The organism is Nitrospirillum viridazoti CBAmc, from assembly GCF_000730165.1.
GTDB lineage: Bacteria > Pseudomonadota > Alphaproteobacteria > Azospirillales > Azospirillaceae > Nitrospirillum > Nitrospirillum viridazoti.
The window spans coordinates 1,703,543-1,721,215 of the sequence record NZ_CP022110.1 but is presented as its reverse complement, the minus strand read 5'-3'; the positions used below and the strand labels follow the sequence as shown (position 1 = coordinate 1,721,215).

Genomic DNA, 17,673 nt, shown 5'->3' with positions numbered 1-17,673 from the left:
GGCGTCCCCGGCGGGAAACGACTGCGGCTCGGGAGCCGCCCGGGCTGGGAGGCCCGCCAGGGCCAGGAGCAATAGCCCGGCCATGCTGAACCGGTGGAATGGCAAGGCAGGAGCCCCTGGCAACGGTCTCATGTTTTGCCGCCTGGGGACGTCGTTTGTCTGTGCGCGGCCAGCCAGCGGGCGGTGGCGGGCATGTTGTATTGCTCTGTCCGTTCGGCCAGGGTGTGACTCTCCTCGTCGGCAAGAAGCGGGAGCAGGGCGGCGAGTAGGGACGCGATATGGCGCGGCGCTTGCGGCAAGGCGGACTCCCCAACGGCAAAGTCCCGACAACTCTGCCATAACGGGTATAAGACAGCCAATCTTCCCGTAAGAAAGAGGCGGCCCAGGCAAGCGGGGTAGGGGCTGGGCCACCCCACAACCGCAGCCTTCAAATCGTCATAGGCGATACCGCGCCTGCCGGTCTTGCCTGGGGCCGGCCCTAAAGGCTATGACGGGCACCGTCCCGCCACGACGCATTCGCCGTCACGACGCATAAAGGGAAGAACCCATGTCCGCGATCATCGATATTCAGGGCCGCCAGATTCTCGACAGCCGGGGCAACCCGACCGTCGAGGTTGACGTTCGGCTGGAGTCCGGCGCCTTCGGCCGCGCCGCCGTGCCCTCCGGCGCCTCGACCGGTGCCCATGAGGCCGTTGAGCTGCGCGATGGCGACAAGAGCAAGTACCTGGGCAAGGGCGTGCTGAAGGCGGTCGAATCGATCAACAGCGAGATCTTCGACACCATCGGCGGTCTGGAGTCCACCGACCAGGTGGCCATCGACACCGCCATGATCGAACTGGACGGCACCCCGAACAAGGCCCGCCTGGGCGCCAACGCCATCCTGGGCGTGTCGCTGGCCGTGGCCAAGGCGTCGGCGGCCGAGCTGGACCTGCCGCTGTACCGCTATGTCGGCGGCACCAACGCCCGCATCCTGCCCGTGCCGATGATGAACATCATCAACGGCGGCGCCCACGCCGACAACCCCATCGACATCCAGGAGTTCATGGTGATGCCGGTGGGCGCGGAGAGCTGCGCCGACGCCATCCGCATCGGCGCCGAGATCTTCCACGCCCTGAAGAAGAAGCTGAAGGACGCCGGCCACAACACCGCCGTGGGTGACGAGGGCGGCTTCGCCCCCAACCTCGCCTCCACCGACGAAGCCCTGTCCTTCATCATGAAGGCCGTCGAGGCCGCCGGCTACAAGCCCGGCGACGACGTGGTGCTGGCGCTGGACGCCGCCTCCACCGAGTTCTTCAAGGACGGCAAGTACGTGCTGGCCGGCGAGAACAAGACCCTCGATCCGGACGCCATGGTGCGTTACTGGACCGACCTGGTGGGCCGCTACCCCATCGTCAGCATCGAGGACGGCATGGCCGAGGACGACTGGGCCGGCTGGAAGGCCCTGACCGACGCCATCGGGTCCAAGGTGCAGCTGGTGGGTGACGACCTGTTCGTCACCAACCCGGCCCGCCTGTCCGACGGCATCAAGAAGGGCGTCGCCAACTCCATCCTGGTGAAGGTCAACCAGATCGGCAGCCTGACCGAGACGCTGGAGGCCGTGCGCATCGCCCAGAGCAACGGCTACACCGCCGTGATGTCGCACCGCTCGGGCGAGACCGAGGACGCCACCATCGCCGACCTGGCCGTGGCCACCAACTGCGGCCAGATCAAGACCGGCTCGCTGTCGCGTTCCGACCGGATCGCCAAGTACAACCAGCTGATTCGGATTGAAGAGGCGCTGGACTTGGCGGCCGTGTTCCCGGGCCGTGGCGCCCTGAAGCGCGGCTGAAACCGGGCATCGTTCCGGTATCGTCCGGAATAGCCGGAAAGTGGGGGTGGAGGCGCTGCTTCCACCCCTTTTTCTTGGTGAAGTCGTGATTCAACGCCGACCGGCGGTTGGTATTCACATGAATTAAATACGGCGCACAGACTAGATGCCGCTTTCCATTTGACGGTTGCGGAACCCTTGTGGAACCATGGCCCCCATGATTGGCGCCCGTTCTTTCCGTACCGCATTGAACCGCGCCCTACGCCAGGTGGTCGCACCGGTCGTGGGGGCGTCCGTTGTCGCATACTTCGCCTACCACACGGTGCAGGGCGAACGCGGGCTGATGGCGCTGACCCAGCTGCAGACCCAGGTGACCCAGGCCAAGGCCCAGCTGGACCAGGTTCGCGCGGAACGCGAGGCCATGGAGCGCCGCGCCCGCCTGCTGCGCCCCGACAATCTGGACCCCGACATGCTGGAGGAAGAGTCCCGCAAGGTGCTCGATTTCTCCCGTCCGGATGACCTCGTGATCCTTCTTCCGGGCAAGCCTGCCCCGCATGAAGATAAGGACGCGCCGGCGAAAACGCCGTAAACCGCTGATAATCCTTCGATTAACCTGAATTCTGTTAATCGTAAATAATCCTTTTGAAGCAATGTTTTGCAGTGCACACTCCTTGCGTTGCGCTGCACTTGTGGTTAGCAGTGATGCCGTGCCGGCCGACCCGGCCCGGAATGCCCCCGGGGCTGCCCCCTAGGGAATTGCGACGCTAAACGCCCACGCTTGAGAAGGGAGACGCCAGTGGCCACGACCACGAGACGCCGTGCCAAGCCCGCTGAGAACGCAGCGCCGGAGCCGACCCAGGAGGAACTCCTCCACTACTACAAGGAGATGTTGCTGATCCGCCGCTTCGAGGAGAAGGCCGGTCAGCTGTACGGCATGGGCCTCATCGGCGGTTTCTGCCACCTCTACATCGGCCAGGAGGCCGTGGTGGTGGGCATGCAGGCGGCGCAGCTGCCGGGCGACAGCGTCATCACCAGCTACCGTGACCATGGCCACATGCTGGCCTGCGGCATGGAGGCCAAGGGCGTGATGGCGGAACTGACCGGGCGCGCGGGCGGCTATTCCAAGGGGAAGGGCGGCTCGATGCACATGTTCTCGCGCGAGAAGAACTTCTACGGCGGCCACGGCATTGTCGGCGCCCAGACGCCCATCGGCACGGGCCTGGCCTTCGCCCACAAGTACAAGAAGGACGGCTGCATCGACGTCTGCTACCTGGGTGACGGCGCCGTCAACCAGGGCCAGGTCTATGAGTCCTTCAACATGGCCGCCCTGTGGAAGCTTCCGGTGATCTACGTCATCGAGAACAACAAGTACGCCATGGGCACCTCGCAGCAGCGCGCCTCGGCGGGTGAGCTGTACCTGCGCGGCAGCGCCTACGGCATCCCGGGCAAGCAGGTCAACGGCATGGACGTGCTGGAGGTCAAGAAGGCCGCTGACGAGGCCGTGGCCTACGTCCGTGGCGGCAACGGCCCCATGATCCTGGAGATGAAGACCTACCGCTACCGCGGCCACTCCATGTCCGACCCGGCCAAGTACCGCACGAAGGAAGAGGTCAACAAGATGCGGTCGGAATATGACTGCATCGACCATCTGAAGTCGCTGCTGTTCACCAAGGGCTACGCCGACGAGGAAAGCCTGAAGGTCATCGACCGCGATGTGAAGGCCGTCGTCACTGAGGCCGCCGACTTCGCGACCAACAGCCCCGAGCCCGACGCGTCGGAGCTGTGGACCGATATCCTCGTCGAAGCCTGACCGCTGGCCGGAGAATAAGAAAATGCCCATCGATATCCTGATGCCGGCCCTGTCCCCCACCATGACCGAAGGCAAGCTGGCCAAGTGGGTGAAGAAGGAAGGCGACACGATCAAGGCTGGTGACGTCATCGCCGAGATCGAGACCGACAAGGCCACCATGGAAGTGGAAGCGGTCGACGAAGGTACCCTGGCCAAGATCCTGGTGCCGGAAGGCACCGAGAACGTGGCCGTGAACACCGCCATCGCCCTGCTGGCCGGTGAAGGCGAGAGCGCCAGCGACGTGAGCGCCGCCAAGGCCCCCGCCGCTGCCGAGGCCCCCAAGGCCGAAGCGCCCAAGGAAGAGGCCAAGCCGGCCGCCGCCCCCGCCGCCCCGGCGGTGAAGGCCCCGGTGGCCCCGCCGCCGTCGGACGAGGACCGCTTCTTCAAGAACACCCAGACCATGACGGTGCGCGAGGCCCTGCGCGACGCCATGGCCGAGGAGATGCGCAAGGACGGCAGCGTCTTCGTCATGGGCGAGGAAGTGGCCGAATACCAGGGCGCCTACAAGGTGACCCAGGGCCTGCTGCAGGAATTCGGCCCCGACCGCGTGATCGACACCCCCATCACCGAGCACGGCTTCGCCGGCCTGGCGGTGGGTGCGGCGTTCGGCGGCCTGCGCCCGGTCGTGGAGTTCATGACCTTCAACTTCTCGATGCAGGCCATCGACCACATCATCAACTCCGCCGCCAAGACGCTGTACATGTCCGGCGGGCAGATGGGCTGCCCCATCGTGTTCCGTGGCCCCAACGGCGCCGCCGCCCGCGTGGCCGCGCAGCACAGCCAGGAATACAGCAGCTGGTACGCCCACATCCCGGGCCTGAAGGTGGTGTCGCCCTATAGCGCCGCCGACGCCAAAGGCCTGCTGAAGGCGGCCATCCGCGACCCGAACCCCGTGGTCTTCCTGGAAAACGAAATCCTGTACGGCCACAGCTTCGAGGTGCCGACCGATCCGGACTTCATCATCCCGATCGGCCGCGCCAAGATCGAGCGCGCCGGCACGGACGTGACCATCACCGCCTTCTCGCTGCAGGTGGGCATGGCGCTGGCCGCCGCCGACAAGCTGGCGGAGCAGGGGATCAGCGCCGAGGTCATCAATCTGCGCAGCATCCGTCCCCTGGACGTCCACACCATCGTGGAAAGCGTGAAGAAGACCAACCGCCTGGTCTCGGTGGAAGAGGGCTGGCCCTTTGCCGGCATCGGCGCGGAAATGTCCGCGGTGATGATGGAACACGCCTTCGACTACCTGGATGCGCCCGTGGTGCGCGTGCACGGCAAGGACGTGCCCATGCCCTACGCCGCCAACCTGGAAAAGCTGGCCCTGCCGCAGGTGGATGACGTCGTCACCGCCGCCAAGGCCGTGCTGTACCGCTGAACCGGCCGGGAAGGCGCCCCGACCCTGTCATGGGAAGGGGCGCCTTCTGCCGCATCCGTCAGAGATTTGGGGCGCCTGGCCTGACGCCACGGCCCCCTGGGGGAGATCAAACCCATGCCGATCGATATCCTGATGCCGGCCCTGTCGCCCACGATGACCGAGGGCAAGCTGGCCAAGTGGGTGAAGAAGGAAGGCGACACGATCAAGGCCGGTGACGTCATCGCCGAGATCGAGACCGACAAGGCCACCATGGAAGTGGAAGCGGTCGATGAAGGTACCCTGGCCAAGATCCTGGTGCCCGAGGGGACCGAGGGCGTGGCGGTGAACGCCAAGATCGCCGTCCTGCTGGAGGAAGGCGAGAGCGCCGACGCCCTGAACGCCGCGCCGCCGCCCGCCGCCGCGCCCGCGCCGGCCAAGACCGAAGCCGCCGCTCCGGCCCCGGCCAAGAGCGAGGCCGCCCCGGCCGCCGCCACTGCGGCTCCGGCCGCCGCGCCGGCACATGACGGCAAGCGCGTGTTCGCCAGCCCCTTGGCCCGCCGCATGGCCGCCCAGTCGGGCCTGGACCTGGCAAAAGTCTCCGGCACCGGCCCGTCCGGCCGCATCGTGAAGGCCGACGTGGAAGCAGCGTTGAAGGGTGGTGCCGCCAAGGCCGCCCCGGCCGCCGCTGCTGCCCCCACCGCTGCTCCGGCCGCCGCCACGCCGGCTCCGGCCGCTGCCGCCGCACCGAAGGGCATCGACGCCAAGGCTTTGGCCGACAAGCTGGGCATGAAGTACAAGGTCCTGCCCAACAGCGGCATGCGCAAGACCATCGCCAAGCGCCTGACCGAAGCCTGGCAGACCATCCCGCACTTCGGCCTGCAGGTCGATTGCGAGATCGACGCCCTGCTGGCGCTGCGCGCCCAGCTGAACGAGAAGTCGGGCGAGAAGGTGTCGGTCAACGACTTCGTCGTGAAGGCCGTGGCCGTCGCCCTGCGCAAGGTGCCGGAGGCCAACGTCTCCTGGCATGAGGACGGCATCCTGCAGTACGAGGGCGTGGACGTCTCCGTGGCCGTGGCCACCGACGGCGGCCTGATCACCCCCATCGTGAAGAACGCCGACCAGAAGGGCCTGGCCACCATCTCCGCCGAGGTGAAGTCCCTGGCCGCCAAGGCCAAGGAAGGCAAGCTGAAGCCCGAGGAGTTCCAGGGCGGCACCTTCAGCGTGTCCAACCTGGGCATGTTCGGGATCAAGAGCTTCACCTCCATCATCAACCCGCCGCAGAGCTGCATCCTGTCCGTGGGTGCCGGTGAGAAGCGGCCGGTGGTGAAGGGCGATGCCCTGGCCGTGGCCACGGTCATGAGCCTGACGCTGACGGTGGACCACCGCTCGGTCGACGGCGCCGTGGGTGCGAAGTACCTGCAGGTCCTGAAGAAGCTGATCGAAGACCCCATCACGCTGATGCTGTGATGCCGTATCCCCGGAAGCGCCCGCCGCTTCCGGGGATTTCTCCTGTCGTTGACCAAAAGCGCAGGGCGAGCGCCCCACGGGTTGGGCGGTCCCGGCGCCTTTTGAAGGGAACAGACCGAAATGGCCGATACCGAATTCGACGTGCTGGTCCTGGGCGCCGGCCCCGGCGGTTATGTCGCCGCCATCCGCGCCGCCCAGCTGGGCCTGAAGGCCGCGGTGGTGGAACGTGAACATCTGGGCGGCATCTGCCTGAACTGGGGCTGCATTCCGACCAAGGCCCTGCTGCGCTCCGCCGAGATCTACGGCTACATGAAGCACGCCGACGCCTACGGCCTGACCGTCAGCGGCGTGGGCTTCGACCTGCCCAAGGTGGTGAAGCGCTCCCGCCAGGTGGCGAACCAGCTGTCGGCCGGCGTCAAGGGCCTGCTGAAGAAGAACAAGGTGCCGGTGTTCGACGGCACGGCCAAGCTGGCCGGCGGCGGCAAGGTCACCGTGACCGCCAAGGACGGTGCCAGCCAGACCCTGGCGGCCAAGCACATCATCATCGCGACGGGCGCCCGCGCCCGCTCCCTGCCGGGCCTGGAGCCTGACGGCAAGTTCGTCTGGTCGTACAAGGAGGCCCTGGTCCCCGACACCATGCCGAAGTCGCTGCTGGTCGTGGGATCCGGCGCCATCGGCATCGAATTCGCCAGCTTCTTCCGCACCCTGGGTGCCGAGGTGACGGTGGTGGAGGTCATGGACCGCGTCCTGCCGGTGGAGGATGAGGAAATCTCCGCCTTCGCCCGCAAGCAGTTTGAAAAGCAGGGCATGAAGATCATCACCGGCGGCAAGGTGACCAAGCTGGACAAGGGCGCCACCACGGTGACGGCCCATGTCGAGGTGGGCGGCAAGGTAGAGACCCTGACGGTGGAGCGTGTCATCACCGCCGTCGGCATCCAGGCCAACACCGAGAACATCGGCCTGGAGAACACCAAGGTGAAGCTGGACCGCGGCCACATCGTGACCGACGGCTACCTGCGCACGGGCGAGCCGGGCGTCTACGCCATCGGCGACGTGGCCGGCGCCCCCTGGCTGGCGCACAAGGCCAGCCATGAAGGCGTGATCTGCGTGGAGAAGATCGCCGGCGTGAAGGACGTTCACCCGATGGACAAGCTGAACATCCCGGGTTGCACCTACTGCAATCCGCAGGTGGCCAGCGTTGGCCTGACCGAAGCCAAGGCCAAGGCCGCTGGCTATGAGATCAAGGTCGGCCGCTTCCCCTTCATCGGCAACGGCAAGGCCATCGCCCTGGGCGAGGCCGAGGGCCTGGTGAAGACGGTGTTCGACGCCAAGACCGGCGAGCTGCTGGGCGCCCACATGGTGGGGGCCGAGGTGACGGAGCTGATCCAGGGCTACGTCGTCGGCAAGACCTTGGAGACCACCGAGGCCGAGCTGATGCACACCATCTTCGCCCACCCGACCTTGTCGGAAATGATGCATGAGTCGGTGCTGGCCGCCTACGGCCGCGCGATTCATTATTGATTTTCCCTCAGGTGCCGGGCGCCCGCGTCCGCGGGCTTGGCTTCCTCGCTGCGCCCTGCGGTACTCGCTGCGGGGCTGGCGGTCGCCAGCCTGGCTAGAGTTGAGGGGTAGAGTGCTGGGGCGATATCGGGGTCGGAACGGAGGGGCGATGCATGCGTGGGGTTCGCCCGGCGCACTTGGCCTTCCGCTCCGGCCCCCTTATGTTTCAGGAAACATTCGTTTCAAAGGCTGCATGCCCATGACCGCCGACAAGATCCGCCATCCGGAAAAGCAGAACCGCCCGGACAACCCCATCCAGCGCAAGCCGGAATGGTTGCGGGTGAAGGCCCCGGCCGGCGGCGTGTTCAACGAGACGCGCAACCTGATGCGCGGCCTGAAGCTGAACACGGTGTGCGAGGAGGCGGCGTGCCCCAACATCGGGGAATGCTGGAAGCAGCGCCACGCCACCTTCATGATCCTGGGCGCCGTCTGCACCCGCGCCTGCGCCTTCTGCAACGTGGCCACCGGCCGCCCGGACCTACTGGATCCGCATGAGCCCGACAACGTGGCGGAGGCCGTGGCGCGGCTGAAGCTGCAGCACGTGGTGGTCACCTCCGTCGACCGCGACGACCTGCCCGACGGCGGTGCCGAGCATTTCGCCCGCACCATCCGCGCCATCCGCCGCGAGGCGCCAGAGGCCACCATCGAGGTGCTGACGCCCGACTTCATGAAGAAGCAGGGCGCCATCGAGACGGTGGTGGAGGCCCGCCCCGACGTCTTCAACCATAACTTGGAAACGGTGCCGCGCCTGTACCCGGGCATCCGCCCCGGCGCCCGCTATTTTACCTCGCTGTCCCTGCTGGCGCGCGTGCGCGAGCTGGACCCCAGCATCTTCACCAAGTCCGGCATCATGGTCGGCCTGGGTGAGACCAAGGAAGAGGTGGGCCAGGTCATGGACGACCTGCGCGCGGCGGATGTGGACTTCATCACCATCGGCCAGTACCTGGCGCCCACGCCCAAGCATGCGCCGGTGGACCGCTTCGTCACGCCGGATGAGTTCGCCAGCTATGCAACCTTGGCCCGGGGCAAGGGGTTCCTGATGGTGTCCAGCTCCCCGCTGACCCGCAGCAGCCATCACGCCGGCGATGATTTCGTGAAGCTGCGCGCCGCCCGCGAGGCCAAGCTGGCCGGCCGCCCGCTGCCGTCCCAGACGGTTCCCGGGGCGACCGCCGCCGAAGCCGCCGCCGAGTAAGCCTGATGCCCACGCACGCCGAGAAGCGCGTCCTGCCCTACACGCCGGAACAGCTGTTCCAACTGGTGGCGGACGTGGAGAAGTATCCGGAGTTCCTGCCCTGGGCGGTGGCGGCCCGCATCCGCCGCCGCGAGGGCAACACCTTCTGGGCCGACCTGGTGATCGGCTTCAAGATGGTGCGGGAGCGCTTCACCTCCAAGGTGGTGCTGAGCGAGCCCGGCCGCCGCATCGACGTGGCCTATACCGAGGGCCCGTTCCATTACCTGAACAACCACTGGATCTTCGAGCCGCACGCCGACGGCTGCCTTTTGGACTTCTACGTGGATTTCGAGTTCCGCAACCTCATCCTGCAGAAGATCATCGGCGCCCTGTTCGGCGAAGCCGTCCGCCGCATGGTCGCCGCCTTCGAGGCCCGGGCGCACCAGCTCTACGGCGCGCCCGGCGGCCGGCCGGTGGGGGCGGTCTGAACTACTGGAATGTAGCTTGGTTGACAGAGGCCGATGTCCCGCCCATTTGCTCGTTTTGAGCAAATTGCATAAACTGCTCGGACTGATGCGATGGGAGCGGCGGACATGCTGAAGGTATCGGCGGCTGATTTTCAGCGCGATCTAGGGCGCTACCAGGACATCGCATTGCATGAGCCAGTGGCCATTAGCCGCGATGGCCGGGATGCCACCATCCTGATCTCCATCGAGGAATATGCGCGCCTGAAGCGTCGGGACCGGCAAGTGCTGGGCCTGAACGATTTTTCGGATGCAGACATTGCGGCGCTGGAACAGGCGCGTCCCGACCCGGAATCGGCGGCGTTCGACGCTGAAGTCCCGCGCTGACCCGTGACCTTTCCGAAGCCCACCCAAGGGTTGGTGTTGTGCTACAGTTATCTGTGGCGGCGGGAGTATTTGCGTGGGCAGGATGAAGGCGTCAAAGATCGCCCCTGTGCCGTCATTCTCGTGACTACCGCGGAGGACGGGGACGAGGTGGTAACGGTGTTGCCTATAACTCATACCCCGCCGTCCAATCCCGATCATGTGGTTGAAATCCCATCGGCGACTAAACGCCGCTTGGGATTGGATGGTGAGCGGTCATGGGTGGTGCTCACTGAAGCTAATCGCTTTGTTTGGCCTGGCCCCGACTTACGGCCGTTACGCGTGGGGGATGCTGCGAGCGTCGCTTATGGCTTGCTACCCTATGCGCTGATGGACGCCATTCGGCTTAAATTCATCGCTTTGCTGAAAGTGAACCGCAGTTCTGTTGTACAGCGAACGGAGTGAGGCTGTTTCAATGGCGCGGCGTTTAACCCAGGCTTAAATTTTGATGCCGTTCCCCCGCCCTGGTATGGTTCCCCCAACGCGGGAACCATAAATAAGGCAGGGACAGGAATGAGAAAGTCTGTGACGCGCGCGCTGGCGGGCGCGCTGTTGGTCGGCTGCGCCTTCACGGCGCTGGGCGTGTCGGCCCAGGAGAAAAAGCCCCTCACGCACGAGACCCTGTGGATGATGAAGCGCGTGGGCGCGCCCCTCACCAGCCCCAACGGCAAGTGGGTGCTGTTCTCCCTGGTCGAGCCCTCCTATGAGCAGGACAAGTCGGTCACCGACCTGTGGCTGGTGCCCACGGACGGCAGCGCCGCCCCCCGGCGCCTGACCAACACCAAGGGCGGCGAGAACGACCCCGTCTGGTCGCCCGACAGCGGTAGCATCGCCTTCGCCGCCAAGCGTGAGGGTGACGAGGTCGAGCAGATCTACCTGCTGGACCTGGCCCAGGGTGGCGAGGCACGGCGCGTCACCACCGTCTCCACCGGCGCCAGCCATCCCCAATGGCGCCCTGACGGCAAGGCCATCCTGTTCGAGAGCCGCGTCTTCCCCGGCGCCACGGACGATGAGGCCAACAAGAAGATCGCGGCGGAGCGCAAGGCGCGGAAATACAACGTCCGCACCTATGAGCATTTCCCGGTGCGTTACTGGAACGAATGGCTGGACGACCGGCAGCCCACGGTGATGGTGCAGGGACTGGAGCCGGGGGCCGTGGCCAAGGACATCCTGTCGGGGACGGCCTTCGCCCACACCGACGGCTTCGGCGGCATGCAGGGGGAGAGCAGCGTCTCGCTGTCTCCGATCTGGAGCCCGGACGGCGGCGAGATCGTCTTCGAGGCGACGCAGGCGCGCTGGAACGCCGCCTTCGCCCATGTGCCCTATCATCTCTACCGCATCCCGGCGGCGGGCGGGGCGGAGCCGCGGGAGGTCACGGCGGCGCCCGGTATCTACGGCCACGCGGCCTTCAGCCCGGACGGCAAGAGCCTGTACTTCACCTACATGCCGCAGAATGAGGAGGTCTACAACCTGCCGCGCTTGTCCCGGGTGGGGTGGCCGGCCGGCGGCGCCACCACCGTGGTGGCGCGCGACTTCGACCGCCAGCCGACGCAGTACGCCCTGTCGCCCGACAGCCGCACCGTCTATCTGCTGGCGCCCGACGGCGCGTCGGAGAACCTCTACAGCGTGCCGGCCGAGGGCGGCAAACCTGGCCTGGTGGCGCAACCCAAGGTCGGCGGCTACACCGCGCTGTCCCTGCCCAGGAACGGCAAGGTCCAACTGATCGCCCAGTACGGCAGCTCGGTGAACCCGGCGGAGATCGTGAAGATCGACCCGACCGGCAAAGCCGGCGGGACGGAGGGCGAGAAGGGCGGCCACACCAATCTCACCACTATCGACACCGCCATCGCCGCCGGCATCGACTGGCAGCCGCCGCAGCACTTCACCTTCACCTCGGCCAAGGGGCGGACCATCCACAGCATGATCGTGCTGCCGCCCCATTTCGATCCCAACAGGAAATACCCGCTGTTCGTCTTCATCCACGGCGGGGCGGCCAGCAACAACCCGGATCAGATCGGCCTGCGCTGGAACTATCACCTGCTGGCGGCCAGCGCCGGCGGCACCGTCATCCTGATGACGGACTACACCGGTTCCACCGGTTTCGGCGAAGCCTTCGCCCAGGCCATCAAGCTGGACCCGCTGAAGACCCCGGCCGATGAGATCAACCAGGCGGCGGATGAGGCCATCAAGCGCTTCCCCTTCATCGACGCCAGCCGCCAGTGCGCCGGCGGCGCCAGCTACGGCGGCCACCTGACCAACTGGCTGGAGGCCACCACCACCCGCTACCGCTGCCTGGTCAGTCACGCGGGCGAGGTCGACCTGCTGACCCAGTGGGGCGAGAGCGACGGCATCTATAATCGCGAGATCAACAACGGCGGCCCGCCCTGGGAAGGCAACGCCATCTGGCGCGAGCAGAGCCCCATCACCTACGCCGCCAACTGGAAGACGCCCATGCTGATGAGCATCGGCGAGCGCGACTACCGCGTGCCCCTGGGTAATACGCTGGAGGCTTGGGCGGTCCTGCAGCACCAGCACGTGCCCAGCCGCCTGCTGGTCTGGCCCGACGCCTGGCATTGGATCACCAAGCCCGAGGACAGCCGCCACTTCTACCAGGAGGTGGGGGACTGGCTGGCCAGGTACCTGCAGGCGACCTCACCTTAAGGCTAGGGACTGATCCTTTTCACCGCCTCAGGCGTATCGCCCACCGTCGCCAGTCCTTCCAGGCCGGCGGCAGGGTGGCGTGGTCAGGATGCGTGAGGGTGATGGGATGATGGGCTGCAACGGTCTGGCGCCGGACGGATGCGCCGTGGTGGTCGGGGCAGGGGGGCTGGGCCGGGCCCTGGCCGTCGCGTTGGAGGAACGTGGCGCCCACGCGCGCGTGATCCTGACCGGCCGGTGGGAGAATCCGCCCTGCGATATCACCGACGATCGCGCGGTGGCCGCCCTGGCCCAGCGGGTGTGGGATACGGGCCTGTCCCTGCGCACCGCCATCGTCGCGACGGGCTTCCTGCACGGGCCCGGGCCGGAGCCCTATCAAGCCTTCGCGCCGGAGAAGACCTGGCGCCAGCTGGACCCCGCCCACCTGGCCCATGCCTTCGCCGTCAACGCCATCGGCCCGGCGCTGCTGGCCAAGCACCTGCTGCCCCTGTTCCCGGCCAGCCGGCGCTGCGTTTTCGCCGCCCTGTCCGCCAAGGTCGGCTCCATTGCCGACAACAGCGCCGGCGGCTGGTACGCCTATCGCGCCAGCAAGGCCGCGCTGAACCAGATCGTCCGCACCGCGGCCATCGAGTTGGCCCGCACCCGTCCCCTGTCGCTCTGCGTCGCCGTCCACCCCGGCACCGTGGACACGCCCCTGTCGGCCCCCTTCGCCAAGACCGGCCTGGAGGTGCGCAAGCCGGACCGGGCGGCACCGCAAATTCTGGACATGCTGGACCGCTTGACCCCCGACGACACCGGCCGCTTCTGGGCCTATGACGGGCGGGAGCTGCCGTGGTGACGGGATCAGGCCCCCGCCAGGACCGCCCACTCCAGCCCGAACCGCTGCAGATACTTCCGCAGCCGGTCCGCGTCGTTGGATGACGTGCGGCGGGTGCGGGAGGCACTGAACAATAGACGTCCTGCCTCCGACAGGCTGCGGCAGGCGCGGCAGACACGGACCACTTCGGCCAACTGCACCCGCTCGAACGGGTCCAGGGTATCCAACGCATCGGGCGTGAGCAGCGCCGCCAGGCCATCGTCTGTCGCGGCGGGGGCCCACAGGCGGCGCAGGCGGGTAATCTCCTGTTCCACCGTGTCCTGGTCGATGCGTGCCGAGGGGGCCAGGGTGGCCATGCGGGTGACGCTGGCCCCCAAGTCCCGGAAATTGCCTGGCCAGGGGGCCTCCGGCCCAGTGGCGAAGGCCAGGTAGCGCGCCCGCGCCTCCTTGTTGAAGGTCACGCGCTGGCCGTCGCGCTGGGCATGGCGGTCCAGTTCATAGTCGAGGTTGGGCTCGATATCCTCCCGCCGGGCGCTGAGGCCGGGCAGGGTGAAGGTCCACAGGTTCAGGCGGGCGTAGAGATCATCGCGGAAGGCGCCCTTGGCCACGGCGGCGCCCAGATCGCGGTTGGTGCCGGCGATCAGCTGGAAATCCGACGCCACTTCTTTGTCCGAGCCCACGGGCAGGAAGCGCTTGTCCTCAATGGCCCGCAGGATCATGGCTTGCTCGTCCAGGCCCAACTCCCCGATCTCATCCAGGAACAGCATGCCGGTGTCGGCCGCGCGCAGCAGGCCAGGCCGGTCGCTGACGGCGCCGGTGAAGGCGCCCTTGCGGTGGCCGAACAGGGCGGACATGGCGCCCTCACCCCGCAGGGTGGCGCAGTTCACCTCCACGAAGGGGCCGGCCACCTGGTGCTTCAGGCGCTTCAGCTCATAAACGCGGCGGGCCAGGTGGCTCTTGCCGGCGCCGGTGGGGCCCATCAGCAGTAAGGGGGCGCGGCTGCGCAGGGCCACACGCTCGATCTCATCCACCATGCGGTTGAAGGCGGCGTTGCGCGTCTCGATGCCGGATTTTAGGAAGGAGGACCCTTCCGCCGCCGCTGCCGCGAAGCGGGTGGCGATGCTGTCATAGCGCGACAGGTCCAGATCGATGCTGCTCCATTCCCCGGCGGGGTTGAGGCCTTCGCCGCGCGCCGGCTGGGTCTGCAACAGGCGGCCGGGCAGGAAGCGCGCCTCCGTCAGCAGGAACAGGCAGATCTGGATGACGTGGGTGCCGGTGGTGATGTGGATCAGGTAGTCCTCGCGCTCCGGCTCGAACGGGAAGGCGCGGGCGAAGTCCAACAGTTTGCCGTAGACCTCCTCGAAGTCCCACGGGTTGGTGAAGCCTAGGGTGCGCTGTTCCACCGTCGTCTCGGGGGAGACGGTGCGGATGTCCTCCACCACCTGCTCGGCCAGGCGGCCGTGCCGCTCCCCATGCAGCAGCACGAAGCGGTCCACCCGCAAATCCTCATGCATGCAGATACCCACGCTGGGCCGCCACTTCTGCCAGCGGCTGGGCCCGAACTTGGCGGCGTCCAGGGTGGAGCCCAGGAAGCCGATGACGGTGAGGGGGCGGGACACAGGACTTATCCGTTTTTATAAAGTCGTATCGCTTAATATCCGATTTTCTTGATCACCAAAAGAGGCTTTATGGAAGCTGATTTTGAATGATCGATGAATAATCATTAATTATCAATATGATGTAAAATTTCTTCATCCTATCACCGCTCTCTGGCACGGCCGTTGCTTTATATCCCTGCATCGGATCGGGGCCGCCGGAATGTGCCGGCGGCCCTTGGGGCGACAGCCCCCAGGAGAGAGGAGTGAGGACCATGGCCAACAAGCAGCTGTTCGCGTCGATGATCGCGAAACTGATGCCGGATGCGCGCAATCGTGAGGGCGCGCCGGCCTACAGCTATGGTCCGGAGCACACGCTGGCCCAACTGGCGGCCACCGGCACGCTGAATGACGGCTTCTACGGCACGGCCGAGGCCCAGTTGGCCGAGGTGCTGGCCGTGGCGAAGGCGGTTGACCCGCGCTTCGTGGCCCAGGCCGCCGTCTATGCCCGCACCAAGGGCGTGATGAAGGACATGCCGGCGCTGCTGACCGCCTGGCTGACCGTGGCCGATCCCGACCTGTCGGTGGCCGTGTTCCGCCGCGTCATCGACAATGGCCGCATGCTGCGCACCTTCGTGCAGATCATGCGGTCGGGCGCGGTGGGCCGCACCTCCCTGGGGACGCGACCCAAGCGTCTGGTGACCCAGTGGCTGGAGCAGGCGTCGATGGCGCAGTTGATGCGAGCGGCGACGGGCAGCGACCCATCACTGGCCGATATCGTCAAGATGGTGCACCCCAAGCCGGTCGATGCGACCGCCCGCGCCTTCTACGGCTGGTTGATCGGCAAGCCGTACGACGTGGCGGCCCTGCCGGCGGAGGTCGCGGCGTTCGAGGCCTGGAAACGGGACCGTTCGCTGCCCCTGCCGCCGGTGCCCTTCGAATGGCTGACGGCGGAGCCGCTGACGCCCGCGCAATGGGCGGAGATGGCGGACCGTATGGGCTGGCAGGCGCTGCGCATGAACCTGAACACCCTGGCGCGCCACGGCGCGTTCGCGGTGGAGGGGTTGGCGGAGCGGGTGGCGGCGCGGCTGGCGGACGCCGACGCCATCGCCAAGGCCCGTGTTCTGCCCTATCAGCTGATGGCGGCGCGGGGCATGGTGGGCAAGGACGTGCCGCCGGTGGTGGCGGCGGCGCTGGAAACGGCGCTGGAGCTGTCGCTGGCGTCGGTGCCGGTTCTGCCCGGCCGGGTGGTGGTGTGCCCCGACGTGTCGGGGTCCATGACCAGTCCCATCACCGGCCACCGCAAGGGGGCGACGACGGCGGTGCGCTGCATCGATGTCGCCGCCCTGGTGGCGGCGGCGGTGATGCGGCGCAACCCCGGCGCCCTGGTGCTGCCGTTCGAGACCAAGGTGGTGCCGCTGGACCTGGACCCCCGGGCCCCGGTATCGGTGAACGCCGCCAAACTGGCCGCCATCGGCGGCGGTGGCACCACCGTATCCGCCCCGCTGGCCTTGCTGAACGCGCAGCGGGCGGTGGCGGACCTGGTGGTGATCGTTTCGGACAACCAGTCCTGGGTCGACGCCCGGCGCCAAGGCGCCACTGCGACGATGCAGGAGTGGGAACGCCTGAAGCGGCGCTGCCCCCGGGCCAAGCTGGTCTGCATCGACTTGCAGCCTTATGGCACCACCCAGGCGGTGGAGCGCCCCGACGTGCTGAACGTCGGCGGCTTCTCCGACGCCGTGTTCGAAACCCTGGCCCGTTTCGCCGCCGGCGGATCAGATCGGGATTGGGTTGCGGAGGTGAGCGCGACGGTCGTCTGACCGGGATGATGCGTTGGGTCGTGGCGAATGCTGATGGAACTACATCTTCCACAGAAAGCCCGTGGTAGAGCGCCCAGCCTGCGAGGGAGGGGAGATGCGGTTCGAGCCCGCCTTGGAAAAGATAGCTCAAAGGGCGGTTCCATCCCCCCTGGTCGCCACGACCCAGCCCGTCCGTCTTCGGTCACCGCCGGTGAATGCGGTGGGGAGTCCATGTCAGGAAGGGCCGAAAGGCCTGCGGTTCGACTCCGCTAACCTCCCCATTCCCCTTGTCACCGGCGGCTTGGCCGTCGTGCTTTCCGACGCGAGCGGCGCTGGCGAATGCTGGCCGGACTACAGGTAGAGCGCCCGTCGCAAGGCGGGAGGTCGGCGGTTCAATTCCGCCTCCGGTCCATTCTCTGGGATGGCTGGATAGCTCAGTCATTGTCTGGCCATCCCTCGTCGTCGGCACCGTTTTTTCCAGGATGCATCTTCCGGGCGAATGCCGTGGGGAACTCCGTCACCTGCAAGGTCGCCGGTGCAAGTCCGGCCGCGCCAGGCCCATTCGGGGCCGGGCGCGTAGCTCAGCAGCAGAGCATGCAGCCCCTGTTTCCCACACCACCTCGTCGCCTCGTTTTTGTCGTTGGCGCCGGCGAATGTCCCAATCCCGCCGATACCGTTTTTGATTTTGCTGAGTGCGGATTTCCGGGCGAAT

The 17,673-nt window shown here is 66.9% G+C and carries 13 protein-coding genes; 12 read left to right on the top strand and 1 reads right to left on the bottom strand.

Translation table 11 applies throughout. The annotated features are described in order from the left end of the window. Positions 1-547 precede the first annotated feature (547 nt). The 11 genes from eno (at position 548) to Y958_RS07870 (ending at position 13,588) form a co-directional block, all read left to right on the top strand. Positions 548-1,828, top strand: coding sequence for a phosphopyruvate hydratase (gene eno, locus Y958_RS07925; RefSeq protein WP_088871570.1), 1,281 nt, complete (start codon positions 548-550; stop codon positions 1,826-1,828). Positions 1,829-2,024: 196 nt separating this feature from the next. Continuing rightward, positions 2,025-2,396, top strand: a complete 372-nt coding sequence (locus Y958_RS07920) for an FtsB family cell division protein (RefSeq protein WP_004272474.1) — start codon at positions 2,025-2,027, stop codon at positions 2,394-2,396. A 207-nt stretch (positions 2,397-2,603) separates the two neighbouring features. After that, positions 2,604-3,617, top strand: coding sequence for a pyruvate dehydrogenase (acetyl-transferring) E1 component subunit alpha (gene pdhA / locus Y958_RS07915; RefSeq protein ID WP_040845202.1), 1,014 nt, complete (start codon positions 2,604-2,606; stop codon positions 3,615-3,617). A 22-nt stretch (positions 3,618-3,639) separates the two neighbouring features. Further along, positions 3,640-5,028 (top strand): pyruvate dehydrogenase complex E1 component subunit beta, encoded by a 1,389-nt coding sequence (locus tag Y958_RS07910; protein ID WP_088871569.1) that lies wholly within the window; start codon positions 3,640-3,642, stop codon positions 5,026-5,028. A gap of 114 nt (positions 5,029-5,142) precedes the next feature. Continuing rightward, complete coding sequence (locus Y958_RS07905; RefSeq protein ID WP_088871568.1) at positions 5,143-6,474, top strand: pyruvate dehydrogenase complex dihydrolipoamide acetyltransferase; 1,332 nt, start codon at positions 5,143-5,145, stop codon at positions 6,472-6,474. Between the two features lie 120 nt (positions 6,475-6,594). Further along, positions 6,595-7,995: a dihydrolipoyl dehydrogenase gene (gene lpdA, locus Y958_RS07900; protein WP_088871567.1), complete on the top strand. Its 1,401-nt coding sequence runs from the start codon at positions 6,595-6,597 to the stop codon at positions 7,993-7,995. A 232-nt stretch (positions 7,996-8,227) separates the two neighbouring features. Next, complete coding sequence (gene lipA / locus Y958_RS07895; RefSeq protein WP_088871566.1) at positions 8,228-9,226, top strand: lipoyl synthase; 999 nt, start codon at positions 8,228-8,230, stop codon at positions 9,224-9,226. A gap of 5 nt (positions 9,227-9,231) precedes the next feature. Beyond that, the gene (locus tag Y958_RS07890; protein WP_088871565.1) at positions 9,232-9,693 is read left to right on the top strand and encodes a type II toxin-antitoxin system RatA family toxin; all 462 of its coding nucleotides are present in this window, start codon (positions 9,232-9,234) and stop codon (positions 9,691-9,693) included. A gap of 105 nt (positions 9,694-9,798) precedes the next feature. Next, on the top strand, positions 9,799-10,056 hold the full coding sequence (locus tag Y958_RS07885) for a type II toxin-antitoxin system Phd/YefM family antitoxin (RefSeq protein WP_088871564.1): 258 nt from the start codon (positions 9,799-9,801) through the stop codon (positions 10,054-10,056). Positions 10,057-10,605: 549 nt separating this feature from the next. Further along, positions 10,606-12,753 carry a S9 family peptidase gene (locus tag Y958_RS07875; protein ID WP_244909230.1) on the top strand — a complete coding sequence of 716 codons (2,148 nt, stop codon included), beginning with the start codon at positions 10,606-10,608 and terminating at the stop codon, positions 12,751-12,753. Between the two features lie 88 nt (positions 12,754-12,841). Next, positions 12,842-13,588: an SDR family oxidoreductase gene (locus tag Y958_RS07870; protein WP_244909229.1), complete on the top strand. Its 747-nt coding sequence runs from the start codon at positions 12,842-12,844 to the stop codon at positions 13,586-13,588. A gap of 5 nt (positions 13,589-13,593) precedes the next feature. On the opposite strand, the gene rtcR is transcribed toward Y958_RS07870, so the two are convergent. Beyond that, positions 13,594-15,186 carry an RNA repair transcriptional activator RtcR gene (gene rtcR / locus Y958_RS07865; protein ID WP_088871560.1) on the bottom strand — a complete coding sequence of 531 codons (1,593 nt, stop codon included), beginning with the start codon at positions 15,184-15,186 and terminating at the stop codon, positions 13,594-13,596. 251 nt (positions 15,187-15,437) lie between these two features. Here rtcR and Y958_RS07860 point away from each other — a divergent pair, with 251 nt between their 5' ends. Next, on the top strand, positions 15,438-16,982 hold the full coding sequence (locus Y958_RS07860; protein WP_088871559.1) for a vWA domain-containing protein: 1,545 nt from the start codon (positions 15,438-15,440) through the stop codon (positions 16,980-16,982). The last annotated feature ends 691 nt before the right edge of the window (positions 16,983-17,673 follow it).